We start from the raw sequence: 16,331 nt of genomic DNA, 5'->3' as shown, positions 1-16,331 counted from the left end.
GTCACTGTAACTGCCCATCCGCGTCCCGCACCTCCGGCGCCCCCAGCCCCAGGTTCTTCAACTGCGGCAGCACCCGCGCCTTATCCCCCACCGCAATCACCTTCATCCGCTCCGGCACCAGATATTTGGTAGCCGCCGCCTGCACCTGCGCCGCCGTCACGCGCCGGAACTGCTCCGGCAAGGTCTGCCAGTAATCCGCCGGCAGGTCGAACAGATACGGTTCGGCCAGGCTCGCGACGATGGTGGAGTTGGTCTCGAACTGCCCCGGCAGCGAATACACCTGCGAGTCGCGCGCGCCCGCCAGTTCGGCGGCCGGCATCGTCGTCGAACGCATCCCGCGCACCTCCTTGAAGATCTCGGAGATGGAGGCGCCCGTGACATCGGTGCGCACGCTCCCGGCAATCACGAACGGCCCCGGCGTGCGGTCGTAGCGGAAGGCCGAGAACACGCCGTAGCTGTAGCCCTTGTCTTCGCGCAGGTTGAGGTTGATGCGGCTCGAGAACAGGCCGCCGAGCGCCGCGTTCATCACCTGCAGCGCCGGGTAATCCGGGGTCTTGCGGTTCGCCGCCAGCTGGGTCACGCGCAGCGCGGTCTGCGGGGCGCCCGGCTTGTCGACCATGACCAGGCGCGCCTTCGTCCCTTCCGCATCGCCCGGCGCCACCGGCGTCGGCAGCACGCGTGGCCAGCCGCCGAAGCGGCTTGTGGCCAGCGCGCGCAGGTCGTCCAGGCTGATGTCGCCGGAGACGATCAGGGCCGCGTTGGCCGGCACGTAGTGGCGGCGCCAGAACTGGTGCAGGTCGTCGCGGGTGACGGCGCGGATCGTCTGCTCGGTGCCGAGCTGGCCGTAGCCGTAGGGGTGTTTGGCGCCGTACAGCGCGCCGGCGCCGGCGACCGCCGCCACCTGCTCGGGGTTGTCGCGCTGCTGGGTCAGTGCGCCCATACGCGCGGCGCGCTGGCGCTCGACTTCGGCAGTGGGGAAGGCCGGGTTCTGGACCACGTCGGCCATCACGTCCAGCGCCTGTGCAAAGGTCGAGCGCAGCGACAGCAGCGAAACCGTCGACGCATCCGTGCTGCTGGCGCTGCCGAGGAAGGCGCCGAGCTGCGCGATCTCGTCGGCGATGCGCGGCGCGCTGCGGGTGGCCGTCCCTTCCTGCAGCATCTGGGCGGTGAAGCCGGACAGGCCGGGCGCGTCGTCCGGGTTGGCGTCGGAGCCGCTTTTCACCACCAGCTCGGCCGCCACCAGCGGCAGCGCCGGATTGTAGTGGTGGATCACGCGCAGGCCGTTCGGCAGTGTGAAACTTTCCCCCGTGGGCAGCGTGAACTTCGGCGCCGGGCCGGGTTTCGGCGGCTGGCGGCGCCAGGCTTCGTCGCGGTTGATGCCGGCGGCGGCCGCGGTCCTGACGCCGGCCTTGACCGGCTGGGCCTTCGGATCCGATCCCAGCTCCGGCTTGCCCGGCACGCCTGCCACCACCACGCGCGCATTCGGTTGCAGGTAGCTGCGCGCCACGCGCTGCACGTCGGCAGCGCTCACGCGGCGCAGGCGCGCGATGTCCTTTCCTAGATACCCAGGATCGCCGGTGTACTGGTTGTACTGGTTGACCTGATTCGCCAGGCCCGCGCCGCCCAGCTTCTCGATCGCGGTCAGCATCGCCGTCTCGATGGTATTGCGGGCGCGCTCGACTTCAAGGTCGGAGGGGCCGGTGTCGCGCAGCGATTTCAGCTCGGCGTCGATGGCGCCTTCCAGCTCGGCCGCCTCATGGCCTGGACGGGCCGTGACGTCGATCACGAAGGTGGACGTCAGCGCGTTCGAGTTCTGCGCCGCCGCCGTGTCCTGGGCGATCTGGCGCTCGTAGACCAGCGATTTATACAGGCGCCCGGCCTTGCCGCCGGCAAGGATCTGGGCCGTCACTGCCAGCTCGGCGTCGCCCGGCTGGTAGGCGGGCGGCGTCAGCCAGGCCATGTAGACGCGCGGCAGTTCGACGCGGTCGGCCACCGTCAGGCGGCGCTCGCGCGTGATCGGCGGCGTCGCGACAGTTGGCTTGGCCACCGGCGCACTGCGCTTGAACGTGCCGAAGTACTTCGCCACCAGGGCGCGCGTTTTCGCCTTGTCGATGTCGCCGGCGATCACGATGCTGGCGTTGTTCGGGCCGTAGTAGCGGGTGAAGAAGTCGCGCACGTCGGCCAGTTTCGCATTCTGGATGTCCGCGTGGGAGCCGATCACCGAGGCGTAATACGGGTGATTCTTCGGGAACAGCGCGTGGTTCATCGCCTCCTCGACGATGCCGTAGGGCCGGTTCTCGACGCTCTGGCGGCGCTCGTTACGCACCACGTCCTGCTGGTTCGATAGTGCGGTCTGGTCCAGCACGTCGAGCAGGTAGCCCATGCGGTCGGCATGCACCCACAGCGCCAGCTCCAGCTGGTTTGAGGGCACGGTGTCGTAGTAGTTGGTGCGGTCGTAGTCGGTACTGCCGTTGCTGTCGGTGGCGCCGGCGCCTTCCAGCAGGCGGTCGGCCAGGCCGCGCGGCACGTGGCGCGTCGCGGCGAACATCATGTGCTCGAACAGGTGGGCGAAGCCGGTGAGTCCGGGCGCTTCGTTGGCCGGGCCGACGTGATACCAGATGTTGACCGCGACGATGGGCAGGCGGTGGTCCTCGATCAGGATCAGTTCCAGGCCGTTGGGCAGCGTGGTTTTTTCGAACGCGACCTGCGGCAGGGCGGGCGCCGCGGGCGGGGCCTGGGCGGGCGCGGGCCCGGCGGCAATCGCCAGCATCAGCATCAGGGACGACAGCAAGGGCAGGCGAGCGTTCATGTGCACTCCATCAAACGACAACTCAGTGGCAGACATCGCCGCCACGGTCCGGCGCGGGCAATCCCAGCGGCGTGAGGCGGGCGGATTCCAGGAATTCCCATTCGTAGCGGCCGTCCAGCAGGCGCAATTTCAGCACGCCGGTGCGGCCGCTGTCGCGCATCTCGCTGTTCTTGACTGTTAACAGAAACGGCGTCGGATAGGCGCCGCCGGTGCCGACCACGAACTGGCGCAAGCCGCGTGCTTTGTCGAGACGATTGTCGGCGTCCTGCGGCGCGAAGCGTTCGTAGTCGTGGTCGTGCCCGGACAGCACCAGCTCGGCGCCGGCGTCCTGCAGCAGGCGCCATGCATCGCGCATCTTCGGGATGCTGCCATGTCCGCCGGAGCTGTACAGCGGGTGGTGCCAGAAGGCCAGGGTGCAGCGCGCCGGGTGCGTCGCCAGGTCGGTGCGCAGCCATTCGATCTGGGCGGCGTGCTCGATCGGGGCCAGGTTGCTGTCGAGTGAAACGATGTGCCAGCCCTTGATGTCGAGGCTGTAGTAGCCGCGGCCGGCGCGCTCGCCAAAGTACGCGAAGTAGGGCGCGGCTTTCGGCGTGTAGTACTCGTGGTTGCCGGGCGCCGGCCAGGTGCGGTCCTTGAACTTGCCCCAGGTCGGGCCGTAGCAGTCCGTGAATTCCTTGGTCCTGCCGTGCGGGTAGGTAGCGTCGCCCAGCATCAGGACGATGGCGTCCGGGTCGAGGGCGAGGCCGGCGGCAACGGTGTGCGCAGTGTCGGCCGCGCCCGAATACGCCGGGTCCTTGTAGGCGCAGCGGGCGATGTCGCCGGCTGCATAGACGGTGAGGCCGGATGCGTCGGCGGCCGATGCGGCGGCGGCCAGCAGCAGGCCGCCGGCCGCCACGGCCAGGCGTGTCGCAAGTGCCGGCATCCTCCTTACTCGAGGAAGCGCAGCAGTCCGGTCAGCGCGTGCGCCACGGTCTGCTCGCGCACGGCGCGGCGGTCGCCCTGGAACACCAGGCGCTCGGTATAGGTGGTGCTGCCCTTGGACCAGGCGAAGCAGACGGTGCCGACCGGCTTGCCCGGCACCGCGCCGGTCGGGCCGGCGATGCCGGTGGTGGACACGGCCACGTCGGCATTGCTGTTGGCGACCGCGCCCTCGGCCATGGCGCCGGCCACCTCCACGCTGACGGAGCCGAACTGCGCGATCAGCGCGGCCGGCACATCCAGCATTTCGGTCTTGGAAGCGTTCGAATAGGTCACGAAGCCGCACTCGAACCAGCCGGTCGAGCCGGGGATCTCGGTGATGGCCTGGGACACGCCGCCGCCGGTGCAGGACTCGGCGGTGGCCAGCAGCAGGTTTTTCGTTTCGAGCAGCTTGCCGACCTTGGCCGCAAGTTCAAGAATATCGTTCTCCATGTCGCTCCACTCCCTTATGTTGATGCTGCGCCGGACCATTCTAGCGCGCCTCGGTCCGGTGTGCGCTAAAAACCTTAACCAAAAAACACGCAATAGAAATGATGTAAATACTGATGTTGTGCCGTGCGACATCATCCGAAAACCTGCTGCTATTCTGCTCGCCTGCCGGGCCGCTCCCGGTAGTCTCCATTTATCGATGTAGGAATACCATGCCGTTCGAATGTTCGCGCATGGCCGAGGCGGCATGATCGGCCAGCGCTCGATCCGCACCAAGCTGGTCACGATCGTGATGTCGACCACGCTGGCAGCACTGGCGGTGTCGGTCGGCACCGTGGTCGCCTACGACCTGCGCGGCTATCAGCGTGCGCTGCTGAACGACCTCTCGACCCAGGCCGAGCTGGTGGGCCACATGACCTCGGCCGCGCTGTCGTTCGACGACCCGCGCCTGGCGCGCGAGAACCTGGCCATGCTGCGCTCGCGCCCCACGGTGCGCGCCGCCGCCATCTACGACGCCAACGGCGCCCTGTTCGCGTCCTATCTGGCGCCTGGCGAGGACAGCGCCTTCCCGCCGCATCCCGGCAAGGTAGGGCACCTCAGTAAAAGCTATATTCGGGACGGCGACGAACTGGTCCTGTACAAGTCCATCGTCGAGAACGAGGACCGGCTGGGCACCGTCTACCTGCGCTCCACCAACCAGCTCATGGGCCGGGTGCGCGACTACCTGCTGATCTGCATCGGCACCACCCTGCTGGCATTGCTGGTCGCCTGGCTGCTGGTGCGCCGCCTGGGCCACACGATCACGACCCCGATCGACGCCATCACCACCATCGCGCGCGAGGTGGTCGAGAAGCGCGACTATTCGCGCCGCGCGCCGCGCATCAGCGAAGACGAAGCGGCGGCCCTGGTCGACTCCTTCAATGCGATGCTGACCGAAATCGAGCAGCGCACCCTGGCCCTGGAAGGCTCGAACCGCGAGATCGCGCGCGAGGCCCTGGAGCGCGCCCTCGCCCAGCAGGAAGTTATGCGGCTGAATTCGGAGCTCGAGGAGCGCGTGCACGAGCGCACCATGCAGCTCGAACTGGCCAACTCCGAGCTGGAACTGGCGATCGAGGAGGCGCGCAACGCCAACCAGGCCAAGTCCGCGTTCCTCTCGTCGATGAGCCATGAATTGCGCACGCCGCTGAATGCCATCCTCGGCTTCGCCCAGATCCTGGCCGCCGACAGCCTGCCCACCACACCGGAGCAGAAGAAGGAATTCTCCGGCCACATCCTGAAGTCGGGCCGCCACCTGCTCACGCTCATCAACGAGATCCTCGACCTGGCGAAGGTGGAGGCCGGCGCGCTCACGCTGTCGATGGAGCCGGTCGGCCTGGCCGAGGTGCTGGCGGAATGCCGCACCATGATCGCGCCACAGGCCGCCGCGCGCGGCATCCAGGTGCATTTCCCGGACAACGCCGCAGCCCTGGTCCAGGCCGACCGCACGCGCCTGAAGCAGGTGTTATTGAATCTCCTGTCGAACGCGGTCAAGTACAACCGCGAGGGCGGGGAAGTGGTGGTGGAGTGCACCGCCTGCGGGCCGGACCGGCTGCGCCTCGCGGTGCGCGACACCGGCATGGGCCTGCGCCCGGACCAGGTGGCCGCGCTGTTCCAGCCTTTCAACCGGCTCGGACAGGAGAACGGCGCCCAGGAGGGCACCGGCATCGGCCTGGTCTTCACCCGCCGCCTGGTCGAGATGATGAAGGGCGAGATCGGCGTCACCAGCACCCCGGGCGTGGGCAGCACCTTCTGGATCGAGCTGTCGGCGGCCGCGCCGCTGGTGCAGCTGGCGGCGCCGACGGAAAGCGACGACGGCCAGGCGGCAAGCGCCCCCAGCGGATCGGCGCCGCGCACCATTCTCTACATCGAAGACAACCCGGCCAACCTGCGGCTGGTGCAGGAGATCCTTTCCTTCCGCACCGAACTGCGCCTGCTGAGCGCACCGGACGGCCATGCCGGGCTGGCGCTGGCGCACATGCATCGCCCGGCGATCATCCTGATGGACCTGAACCTGCCCGGCATGAGCGGCTTCGAGGTGCTGGCGCAGCTGCGCCGCGACCCGGCCACCGCGCACATCCCGGTGGTGGCCCTGACCGCGAACGCCATGCCGCAGGATATCGAGCGCGGCCTGTCGGCAGGCTTCGCCCGCTACCTGACAAAACCGATCGACATCGAACAATTTAATGAGGCCATAGACGGCGTGCTGGCCCAGCGCGCCGCAGAAGAAAGGACAGCCCCATGATTTCGCCCTCGGATATCCGGCGTGCGCGCATCCTGGTCGTCGACGACGAACCGGTGAACGTGCAACTGCTCGAATTCCTGCTCAAGACCACCGGCTACGAAAACGTCTCGAGTACCACCGACCCGCGCCAGGTCGCCTCGCTGCATTTGCAGCACCGCTACGACCTGATCATCCTCGACCTGCAGATGCCGCACATGGACGGCTTCCAGGTGATGGAAGCCCTGAAGCCGATGGAGCTCGAGTCCTGGCTGCCGGTGCTGGTGGTGACGGCCGAACCGGACAAGAAGCTGGCCGCCCTCGAGGCCGGGGCGCGCGACTTCATCGGCAAGCCCTTCGACACGGTCGAGGTGCTGACCCGCATCCGGAATCTGTTGGAAGTACGTTTGTTCCATCAGGAGTCGCGCGAGTACGGTGCGCGCATGGAGCGCAAGGTGAGGGAGCGCACCGCCGAGCTGCAGCGCTTCCGCGGCGCGATGGACGCCACCGCCGACGCCATCTTCCTGGTCGACGCGCGCAACATGGCGATGCTCGACGTCAGCGACGGCGCGTGCCGCATGCTGGGCTTTTCGCGCGAGGCGTTGCTGCGCATCGACCCGGTGGCCTTGGGCCTGGCCGAACGGGCCCAGCTCGAGCGCTATGCCGACGATACCTCCACGCCGCGCGAGCACGACATCGTCGAGACCGAACTGCTGCGCGCCGACGGGCAGGGCGCGGTGCCGGTCGAGATCAGCTGGCAGCTGCAGCAGCTGGACCACATGCGCATGCTGATCGCGGTGGCGCGCGACATCAGCGAACGTATCCACGCGGCCCAGCGCCTGAAGCACATCTCGAATTACGACAGCCTGACCGGCCTGCCGAACCGCACCCTGTTCTTCCAGACCCTGCGCGACACCATCGAGCTGGCCCAGGACAAGAACTGGCGCATCGCGGTGCTGTTCATCACCCTCGACCGCTTCAAGGTCATCAACGATTCGCTAGGCCCGGCGCTGGGCGACGAGCTGCTGCGCCAGTTCAGCACGCGCCTGGTGCGCTCCCTGCACCACCGCGACAGCCTCGGACGCCTGGGCGGCGACGAGTTCGCGCTGATCCTCACGACCACGCCCGAGGACAAGGAAGAGGAGGCGGCCAGCGTCGCCAACGAGGTGCGCGAGGCGCTGCGCGCACCGTTCGACTTAAACGGGCAACAGGCCGCGCTGACGGCGAGTATCGGCATCGCCATGTACCCGGACGACGCCGTCGATCCGGGTACCCTGGTCAAGTACGCCGACGTGGCGATGGTCCGTGCCCGCGAGGCCGGGCGCGACGGCTACCGCTTCTTCACGCAGGGGATGAACGTGCAGGTGCTGGCGCGCCTGGACCTCGAGCTGGCGCTGCGCGGCGCCATTGACGACAACCAGTTCGAGCTGCACTACCAGCCCAAGCTCGATTTGAATACAGGAAGGGTGAGCGGGGTCGAGGCCCTGCTGCGCTGGCGCCGTCCCGGCTTCGGCCTGGTCTACCCGGCCGAATTCGTGCCGGTCATGGAGGAAAACGGCATGGTGGTGCGGGCCGGTTCCTGGATCATCAACGAGGCCTGCCGCCAGATCGCCGCCTGGAACAAGCAGGGCGTGCGCGACGTGCGGGTGGCGGTGAACGTCTCCAGCCGCCAGTTCGTCGAGGGCGACCTGGAAGGCGACATCCGCAGTGCGCTGGACAAGCACCAGGTGGAACCGGGCCTGCTGGAGCTGGAGCTGACCGAGAGTGCGCTGATGTCGAACTTCGAGCACACGATCCAGGTACTGGAAAGCCTGAAGGCGCTCGGCATCCGCATCGCGATCGACGACTTCGGCACCGGCTATTCGAGCCTCGCTTACCTGAAGCGCTTCCCGATCGACAAGCTGAAGATCGACATCGCCTTCGTGCGCGACATCACGACCAACCCGGACGATGCCGCGATCGCGCTGGCCATCATCAGCATGGCGCACAGCCTGCACATGCAGGTGATTGCCGAGGGCGTCGAGTCGCGCGCCCAGATGGCCCTGCTGCGCCGCCACTTCTGCGACGAGATCCAGGGCTTCCATTTTTCGCGCGCGCTGCCGCCCGAGGAGCTGGGCAAGCTGGTGCAGGAAAACCGCGCGCAGCCGAGCCGTCCGGCGGCGGACGACCGCAACCTTCAGACCATCCTGATCGTGGACGACGACGTCGACGTGCTGGCCGCCCTGCACCGCCTGTTCCGGCGCGATAACTACCGGGTGCTGACGGCGGCCACGCCGGCCGAAGGCTTCGAGCTGCTGGCGCTGTACCAGGTGCAGGTGATCCTGTGCGACCAGCGCATGCCGGTGATGAGCGGCATCGAGTTCCTGAGCAAGGTGAAGGAGATGTACCCGGACACCATCCGCATCATCCTGTCCGGCTATACGGGCGTGGACACGGTGCTCGATTCGATCAACCGCGGCGCCATCTACCGCTTCTATACCAAGCCGTGGAACGACAACGAGCTGCGCGATAACATACGGCTGGCGTTCCGGCAGTACTGGCTGACGCACGGGCCGTATGACGACCGCAAGAAGCCGCGGGACGAGCGGGCGGCGTGAGCGTCATGCAAAGTGATCCCAGCCGTGCAGGGTCATGTCGAGTGGCGCGCCGTTGGCATCGACCGGGCGCAGCCCGGGCTCCGCTTCAATCGTGCCCACCCGCGTAACCGCCGTCCCCGACCGCACAGCCGCCGCCACAATCGCCTCCCGGTTCGCCGCCGGCGCCGTGAAGCACAACTCATAATCGTCCCCGCCTGCCGCCGTGAAGCGCCGCCGCAGCTCGAGCGGCTGGCGCGCCAGCGCCGGCCCGGCCGGCAAGGCATCGACGTCCAGCACCGCGCCCACCTTCGACGCCGCCAGGATGTGGCCCAGATCGCCCACCAGGCCATCCGAAATATCCAGCGCAGCATGCGCCAGCCGCCGCTCGGCGAGCCGCCGCCCCAGGCTTACGCGCGGCGCCGGCGCATGCATGCGGGGTGCCGCCAGTTCCAGGTCCGCCGGGTCCAGCGCGATCTCGTTCAGGTAGCCGGCCAGCGCCAGGCGGGCGTCGCCCAGGGTGCCGGAAATCCAGATGTCGTCGCCGGGAAGGGCGGCGTCGCGCCGCAGCGCGGTGCCGGGCGCCACTTCCCCGAAGATGGTGATGCAGATATTCAGCGGGCCCTTGGTGGTGTCGCCCCCCACCAGTTCGCAGGCGTGAAGATCGGCCAGCGCGAACAGGCCGCGCGAAAAGCCATCAAGCCAGTCCGGCTCGGCGGCGGGCAGGGCCAGCGCCAGCGTGAAGCCGAGCGGCGCCGCCCCCATCGCAGCCAGGTCCGACAGGTTCACGGCCAGGCATTTGTGGCCGAGATCGTAAGCGTCGGCGCCGGCAAAGAAATGCCGGCCCTCGACCAGCATGTCGGAAGACACCGCCAGTTGCATGCCGGGCGTGGGCGCCAGCAGGGCGCAGTCGTCGCCGACGCCGAGCACGGTACGGCCCGAGGCGTCGGTGCGGTGGCGGCGCGTGAAGTATTGCTTGATGAGGTCGAATTCGGAGAGCATGCGGCGATTCTAATCGACGTCCGGCGCCGGCTGGTATGCTGGCGTGATGAATAAAAAAACGGCGTTTTCCCTGGTACTCGGTTTGATCGCCTTCGCCAGCTACGGCCTGGGTGGCGCTGCCTTTCGGGACTCGCCTTATCTGCCTACGATCATCGGCGCGGCGATTGCCATGCTCGCAGGGCTCATGCAAGCCACGGCAGGCGGATTCTTTGCCGGCATGCTGATCGCGATCGGGTGCTGGCTGCTCCCGGGCCTCATTTTCGGCACTTCCTACGACCGGTACAAGGCTGTCGTCGCCGGTCCCCTGATCGTGGCGTGGGTGCTGGCTGTGGCTGCTGCCTTCTTTCTGCTGGGGCGGCTGCTCGCGATGGGTATCGTTTGGCTGGGACAGAAGTTGGGTGGCCATACGGAGAATTAAGCCGTTGGTAAAAATACGTACACGATTAGAGTATTCACTCTGATAAAATCGTAAGCCCCCCAGTCAGTTCAGTACAGGAAGGCCTGCATAGCATGGATTCGTCAATCGATAAAAAAGAAGAACTACGCCAACAACTGCGTGCTGCAGCGCTCGAATACCACCAGATTCCCCGCCCCGGCAAGATTTCCGTCACCGCCACCAAGCAGCTGCTGAACCAGCGCGACCTGGCGCTGGCCTATTCGCCGGGCGTGGCCGCTCCCTGCGAAGAGATCGTCAAGGACCCGGCCAACTCCTATAAATACACCGCGCGCGGCAACCTGGTCGCCGTCATCTCGAACGGTACTGCCGTCCTCGGCCTGGGCAATATCGGCCCGCTGGCCTCGAAGCCGGTCATGGAAGGCAAGGGCGTGCTGTTCAAGAAGTTCGCCGGCATCGACGTCTTCGACATCGAGATCAACGAAACCGACCCGGACAAGCTGATCGACGTGATCGCGGCGCTCGAGCCGACCTTCGGCGGCGTGAACCTGGAAGACATCAAGGCGCCGGAGTGCTTCTACATCGAGCGCAAGCTGCGCGAGCGGATGAAGATCCCGGTCTTCCACGACGACCAGCACGGCACCGCGATCATCGTCGGCGCCGCCATCCTGAACGGCCTGAAGGTGGTTGGCAAGGACCTGAAGGCGTGCAAGCTGGTGGTATCGGGCGCGGGCGCGGCGGCGCTGGCCTGCCTCGACCTGCTCGTCGACCTCGGCTTCCCGATCGAAAACATCTATGTGACCGACCTGGCCGGCGTGGTCTACAAGGGCCGCGCCGAGCTGATGGACCCGGACAAGGAACGCTTCGCCCAGGACACCCCGCACCGCAGCCTGTCCGAAATCATCCCCGACGCCGACATCTTCCTGGGCCTGTCCGCCGGCGGCGTGCTGAAGCCGGAAATGGTGGCGAAGATGGCGCCGAACCCGCTGATCCTGGCGCTGGCCAACCCGAACCCGGAAATCCTGCCGGAAGACGCCAAGGCCGTGCGCAGCGACGTGATCATCGCCACCGGCCGTTCGGACTACCCGAACCAGGTCAACAACGTCCTCTGCTTCCCCTACATGTTCCGCGGTGCGCTGGACTGCGGCGCGAGCACCATCACGCGCGAGATGGAAATCGCGGTGGTGCACGCGATCGCCGAGCTGGCCCATGCCGAGCAGTCGGACATCGTGGCCTCGGCCTACGGCATCGCCAATCTGTCCTTCGGCCCGGAATACCTGATCCCGATGCCCTTCGACCCGCGCCTGCTGACCCACATCGCGCCGGCGGTGGCGAAGGCCGCGATGGACGGCGGCGTCGCCACCCGTCCGATCCAGGACCTGGCCGCCTACGCCGAGAGCCTGGAGCAGTTCGTGTACCGCAGCGGTTCCTTCATGAAGCCGCTGTTCCAGGTCGCCAAGAGCACCCCGCCGGAGCTCAAGCGCATCGTCTACGCCGAGGGCGAGGACGAGCGCGTGCTGCGCGCGGTGCAGGTGGTGGTCGACGAAAAGCTGGCGCGCCCGATCCTGGTCGGCCGCCCGAAAGTGCTGGAGCAGCGCATCGAGAAGTTCGGCCTGCGCCTGAAGCCGGGCGTGCACTTCGACGTCATCAACCCCGACTTCGACGAGCGCTACCGCGACTACTGGCAGACCTACCACCAGATGGTGATGCGCAAGGGCGTGACCGTGGACATGGCCAAGCTGGCGATGCGCCGCCGCCATACCCTTATCGGCGCGATGATGGTCCACAAGGGCGACGCCGATGGCATGATCTGCGGCACCTACGGCACCACCCACGCCCACCTGGAATTCATCGACAAGGTGCTGGGCCTGCGCCCGGGCGCCAACGTGTATGCGGCGATGAACTTCGTGATCACCGAGGAGCGCCAGCTGGCGATGGTCGACACCCACGTCAACGAGAACCCGACCGCGGAAGAGCTGGCCGAGATCACGATCATGGCGGCCGAGGAGCTGGAGCGCTTCGGCATCACCCCGCGCGCGGCGCTGCTGTCGCACTCGAACTTCGGCACCTCGAACAGCGAGTCGGCGCAGAAGATGCGCGCCGCGCTGGCCCTGGTGCAGCAGAAGGCGCCGAACCTGGAAGTCGACGGCGAGATGCACGGCGACGCCGCCCTGGATTCGAAGCTGCGCGCGAAGATCATGCCGCAGTCGACGCTGAAGGGCGACGCCAACCTGGTGGTCATGCCGAACATCGACGCCGCGAATATCGCCTACAACCTGCTCAAGACCGCGGCCGGCAACGGCATCGCCGTCGGCCCGGTGCTGCTGGGCTGCGCGCGTCCGGTGCACATCCTGACGCCGTCGGCCACCGTGCGCCGGATCGTCAACATGACGGCCCTGTGCGTGGTGGACGCCGTGTCGGCGCGCTGATATTTAACATTTGCAGCCTGGCGCAGTCATGAAAAGGAGGCCGTTCGCGGCCTCTTTTTCATGGGGTTTTCCCCTATGGTTGTGGGAAAAATGTAGAAGTTCCCTACATTTGAAGAACTTGTAATAAACCTTGAGGCAGACGTAACAATGCGTAATCACGCGCCGGTATTCATCCGTTTCAGGTGATAATACTCAAGCATCTGTTGTATCTTTTGCACGATTTCTTCCGTGCAAAGCTTCTGGCATTGGCTCTGTTACAATGCGGGGTTTGTCGGAATTATCTGGTCCGGACTCTCCCTAACGCCAGCCGCCTGCCGCGGCGGCATCCTCGACCAGCACCTGGAATACCTTAGAACATGCAAACAATAAAACGAGCCCTGATTACCGGCATTACGGGCCAGGATGGCGCTTATCTTGCGCAGCTGCTCCTGGAAAAAGGGTATCACGTGACCGGCACCTTCCGCCGGTCCAGCTCGGTCAACTTCTGGCGTATCGCGGAACTGGGCATCGAAAACCACCCCAACCTGTCGCTGGTCGAGTACGACCTGACCGACCTGTCCTCCAGCATCCGCCTGATGGAAGCCACCCGCCCGGACGAAGTCTACAACCTGGCGGCGCAGAGCTTCGTCGGCGTCTCGTTCGAGCAGCCGGTCACCACCGCGTCGATCACCGGCCTGGGCGCCGTCAACCTGCTGGAAGCGATCCGTATCGTGCATCCGAAGGCGCGCTTCTACCAGGCCTCGACCTCCGAGATGTTCGGCAAGGTGCAGGAAGTGCCGCAGATCGAAAGCACCCCGTTCTATCCGCGCAGCCCTTACGGCGTGGCCAAGTTGTATGCGCACTGGATGACCGTCAACTACCGCGAGTCCTATGGCATCTTCGGCAGTTCCGGCATCCTGTTCAACCACGAGTCGCCGCTGCGCGGCCGTGAATTCGTGACCCGCAAGATCACCGACTCAGTAGCCAAGATCGTGCTGAACAAGCTCGAGGTGCTCGAGCTGGGCAACCTGGACGCCAAGCGCGACTGGGGCTATGCGCGCGAATACGTCGAGGGCATGTGGCGCATGCTGCAGGCCGAGCAGCCGGACACCTTCGTGCTGGCCACCAACCGCACCGAAACCGTGCGCGACTTCGTGACCATGGCCTTCAAGGGCGCCAACATCGATATCGAATGGAAGGGCCAGGGCGAGGGCGAGACCGGCCACTGCGGCCGCACCGGCAAGGAACTGGTGCGCGTGTCGTCCAAGTTCTACCGTCCGGCCGAGGTCGACCTGCTGATCGGCGACCCGTCCAAGGCCCAGCGCGAACTGGGCTGGCAAGCCACCACCACGCTCGAGCAGTTGTGCCAGATGATGGTCGACGCCGACCTGCGTCGCAACGAACTGGGATTCTCGTTCTGACATGAACCGCATGGTCACGGAAGAGATCGTTGGCCTGACCGAGCCGCGCGAAGGCGAGGGGAAGCGCGCCCTGATCACCGGGCTGCGCGGTTTCACCGGCTACTACATGGCGCGCGAACTGAGCGCAGCCGGCTATCACGTCCATGGCACCGTGCTGCCGGGCGAGACCACCGGCCCGGACATCTTCGCCGTCGACCTGCTCGACCGCGCCTCGGTGGCCGCAGCCATCGAACAGGTGCGGCCGGACGTGGTCGTGCACCTGGCCGGCATCGCCTTCGTCGCCCACAACGATGCCGATCAGATGTACCGCGTCAACGTGGTCGGCACCCGCAACCTGCTGGAAGCGCTGGCGGCCGGTTCGCACAAGCCGTCCAGCGTGCTGCTGGCGTCTTCCGCCAACATCTACGGCAATGCCGACGTGCCCGTCATCGACGAGCGCGTTGCGCCGGCGCCGGCCAACGACTACGCGGTCAGCAAGCTTGCCATGGAGTACATGGCGCGGCTGTGGATGGACAAGCTGCCGATCGTGATCGCGCGGCCGTTCAACTACACCGGCGTGGGCCAGACCGAGAACTTCCTGTTGCCGAAAATCGTGTCGCACTTCCGCAAGGAGGCGCGCCGCATCGAGCTGGGCAACCTGGCGATCGCACGCGATTTTTCCGACGTGCGCATGGTGACCAGGAGCTACCGCCGCCTGCTGGCCGCCGCTCCGGCGGGGCAGGCCTTCAACGTCTGCTCGGGCCAGCCGCACTCGCTGGAAAGCCTGATCGACATGATGAGCGAGATCGCCGGCTACCGTATCGAAGTGCACGTCAACCCGGCGTTCGTGCGCGCCAACGAGGTGCTCACGCTCACCGGCAGCAACGCCAAGCTGGCCGGGGTCATCGGCAAGATCGAACCGACCCCGCTGCTGGAAACGCTGCGCTGGATGTATACGGCGTGAGTGGAGTGCGAGTCGGCCTGGGAACGACCATGATCGAACCGGGCTTCACTGGCGGACGGCTGGACGGCATCGGGGTGTACACCCGGGCCTTGCTGCGCTACCTGCCGGGTGCGGACTGCGAGGTGCAGCCCTGGTCCTGGCCGGAAGGCGCGACGCCGCCGAGCGAGGGGGCGGCCCTGCCGCAATCCTTCGGGCGCGCCACCCTGGTCGATTTGCTGACGCCCGGCGCGCACCGGATCCACATGCCGGCCGACGTGTTCCACGCCACCGATTACCGCGTGGTGCGGATGGATTGCCCGGTGGTAGCGACCCTGCACGACGCGCTGCCGATCAAGCATCCCGAGTGGTGCAATCCGCGCCTGCGCGGACTGAAGAACTGGCTGCAGCGCAAGGCGGCGCAAAAGGCCGACCACGTGATCGCCGTGTCGCAGTATGCGGTCGAAGAACTGGTCGACTGCTTCGGCGTCGACGAGCGCCGCATCTCGGTGGTGCCGAACGGCGTCGACGAGGAATGGCTGGCGCCGCCGGCGCCGGGCGATATCGCGGCGACGCTGGAAGCCTATGGCCTGCAGCCGGGTTATTTTTTGTTCGTCGGTACGCTGCAGCCGCGCAAGAACGTCGAGCGCCTGCTGGAAGCCTACCTGGCGCTGCCGCAGGCGGTGCGCAGCGAGCGCCAGCTGGTCATCGTCGGCAATGCCGGCGCGCGCTCGGAAGAGCTGCTGCGCCGCATCGCCGCCGCGGTCCAGGATGGCGCCAGGGTGCTGTGGCTGAACCGCCTGACGGACCATGCCCAGCTGCGCCACGTGTATGCCGGCGCCGGGGTGTTCCTGTTCGCCTCGCTGTACGAAGGCTTCGGGATACCCGTGCTCGAGGCCTTCGCCTCCGGGGTGCCGGTGGTGACCTCGAACCTGACCTCGCTGCCGGAGGTGGCGGGCGGGGCGGCGCTGGAAGTCGATCCGCTGGACGTCGGTGCGATTGGCGAGGCCATGCTGGCCCTGGTGCGCGAGCCGGCGCTGCGGGCCCGCTGCATCGCCGCCGGGCGCGCGCGCGCGGCCCAGCTGACCTGGAAGGCAACGGCGCGCCGGACTGCCGACGTCTACCGCTCACTTATTTAATC

General features: G+C 66.8%; 11 protein-coding genes. 7 read left to right on the top strand and 4 right to left on the bottom strand.

Going from position 1 to position 16,331, the window contains the following annotated elements:
- Window position 1: 1 nt before the first annotated feature.
- Genes AC07PE_RS06905 through AC07PE_RS06895 form a run of 3 tightly spaced genes read right to left on the bottom strand, consistent with a single transcriptional unit; the run spans window position 2 to window position 4,219 of the window.
- Window positions 2-2,809 carry a M16 family metallopeptidase gene (locus AC07PE_RS06905; RefSeq protein WP_498762654.1) on the bottom strand — a complete coding sequence of 936 codons (2,808 nt, stop codon included), beginning with the start codon at window positions 2,807-2,809 and terminating at the stop codon, window positions 2-4.
- A 22-nt stretch (window positions 2,810-2,831) separates the two neighbouring features.
- Complete coding sequence (locus AC07PE_RS06900; protein ID WP_498762653.1) at window positions 2,832-3,731, bottom strand: metallophosphoesterase family protein; 900 nt, start codon at window positions 3,729-3,731, stop codon at window positions 2,832-2,834.
- Between the two features lie 5 nt (window positions 3,732-3,736).
- The gene (locus AC07PE_RS06895) at window positions 3,737-4,219 is read right to left on the bottom strand and encodes a CinA family protein (RefSeq protein ID WP_498762652.1); all 483 of its coding nucleotides are present in this window, start codon (window positions 4,217-4,219) and stop codon (window positions 3,737-3,739) included.
- 220 nt (window positions 4,220-4,439) lie between these two features.
- Between AC07PE_RS06895 and AC07PE_RS06890 the strand changes: the two genes are divergently transcribed.
- Together AC07PE_RS06890 and AC07PE_RS06885 are read left to right on the top strand one after the other, a co-directional pair.
- Window positions 4,440-6,497 carry a sensor histidine kinase, YfiR-like protein-associated gene (locus tag AC07PE_RS06890; RefSeq protein ID WP_498762651.1) on the top strand — a complete coding sequence of 686 codons (2,058 nt, stop codon included), beginning with the start codon at window positions 4,440-4,442 and terminating at the stop codon, window positions 6,495-6,497.
- A complete protein-coding gene (locus AC07PE_RS06885; protein WP_498762650.1) occupies window positions 6,494-9,070 on the top strand; it encodes an EAL domain-containing protein in 2,577 nt (858 codons plus the stop codon). Before AC07PE_RS06890 ends, AC07PE_RS06885 begins: the two co-directional genes overlap by 4 nt.
- Before the next feature lie 3 nt (window positions 9,071-9,073).
- Here AC07PE_RS06885 and thiL read toward each other — a convergent pair whose 3' ends face one another.
- Window positions 9,074-10,048, bottom strand: a complete 975-nt coding sequence (gene thiL, locus AC07PE_RS06880) for a thiamine-phosphate kinase (protein ID WP_498762649.1) — start codon at window positions 10,046-10,048, stop codon at window positions 9,074-9,076.
- A 46-nt stretch (window positions 10,049-10,094) separates the two neighbouring features.
- Here thiL and AC07PE_RS06875 point away from each other — a divergent pair, with 46 nt between their 5' ends.
- The 5 genes from AC07PE_RS06875 to AC07PE_RS06855 all read left to right on the top strand — a co-directional run bounded on the left by AC07PE_RS06875 (window position 10,095) and on the right by AC07PE_RS06855 (window position 16,329).
- Complete coding sequence (locus AC07PE_RS06875; protein ID WP_498762648.1) at window positions 10,095-10,466, top strand: hypothetical protein; 372 nt, start codon at window positions 10,095-10,097, stop codon at window positions 10,464-10,466.
- A gap of 92 nt (window positions 10,467-10,558) precedes the next feature.
- A complete protein-coding gene (locus tag AC07PE_RS06870; protein ID WP_498762647.1) occupies window positions 10,559-12,871 on the top strand; it encodes an NADP-dependent malic enzyme in 2,313 nt (770 codons plus the stop codon).
- Between the two features lie 356 nt (window positions 12,872-13,227).
- Entirely contained in the window at window positions 13,228-14,271 is a 1,044-nt protein-coding gene (gmd, locus tag AC07PE_RS06865; RefSeq protein WP_498762646.1) for a GDP-mannose 4,6-dehydratase, read from the top strand.
- Between the two features lies 1 nt (window position 14,272).
- Window positions 14,273-15,214: a GDP-mannose 4,6-dehydratase gene (locus AC07PE_RS06860; RefSeq protein ID WP_498762645.1), complete on the top strand. Its 942-nt coding sequence runs from the start codon at window positions 14,273-14,275 to the stop codon at window positions 15,212-15,214.
- Window positions 15,211-16,329, top strand: coding sequence for a glycosyltransferase family 4 protein (locus AC07PE_RS06855; RefSeq protein WP_498762644.1), 1,119 nt, complete (start codon window positions 15,211-15,213; stop codon window positions 16,327-16,329). Before AC07PE_RS06860 ends, AC07PE_RS06855 begins: the two co-directional genes overlap by 4 nt.
- The last annotated feature ends 2 nt before the right edge of the window (window positions 16,330-16,331 follow it).

It is taken from the genome of Telluria sp. GW821-FHT07G12 (genome assembly GCF_059418525.1).
This window is presented reverse-complemented; position numbering and strand designations above follow the sequence as displayed.

Bases quoted from the DNA above. Each gene is read 5' to 3' on its own strand.
- AC07PE_RS06905 (WP_498762654.1), bottom strand. From the start codon at position 2,809: ATGAACGCTCGCCTGCCCTTGCTGTCGTCCCTGATGCTGATGCTGGCG.
- AC07PE_RS06900 (WP_498762653.1), bottom strand. From the start codon at position 3,731: ATGCCGGCACTTGCGACACGCCTGGCCGTGGCGGCCGGCGGCCTGCTG.
- AC07PE_RS06895 (WP_498762652.1), bottom strand. From the start codon at position 4,219: ATGGAGAACGATATTCTTGAACTTGCGGCCAAGGTCGGCAAGCTGCTC.
- AC07PE_RS06890 (WP_498762651.1), top strand. From the start codon at position 4,440: ATGTTCGCGCATGGCCGAGGCGGCATGATCGGCCAGCGCTCGATCCGC.
- AC07PE_RS06885 (WP_498762650.1), top strand. From the start codon at position 6,494: ATGATTTCGCCCTCGGATATCCGGCGTGCGCGCATCCTGGTCGTCGAC.
- thiL (WP_498762649.1), bottom strand. From the start codon at position 10,048: ATGCTCTCCGAATTCGACCTCATCAAGCAATACTTCACGCGCCGCCAC.
- AC07PE_RS06875 (WP_498762648.1), top strand. From the start codon at position 10,095: ATGAATAAAAAAACGGCGTTTTCCCTGGTACTCGGTTTGATCGCCTTC.
- AC07PE_RS06870 (WP_498762647.1), top strand. From the start codon at position 10,559: ATGGATTCGTCAATCGATAAAAAAGAAGAACTACGCCAACAACTGCGT.
- gmd (WP_498762646.1), top strand. From the start codon at position 13,228: ATGCAAACAATAAAACGAGCCCTGATTACCGGCATTACGGGCCAGGAT.
- AC07PE_RS06860 (WP_498762645.1), top strand. From the start codon at position 14,273: ATGAACCGCATGGTCACGGAAGAGATCGTTGGCCTGACCGAGCCGCGC.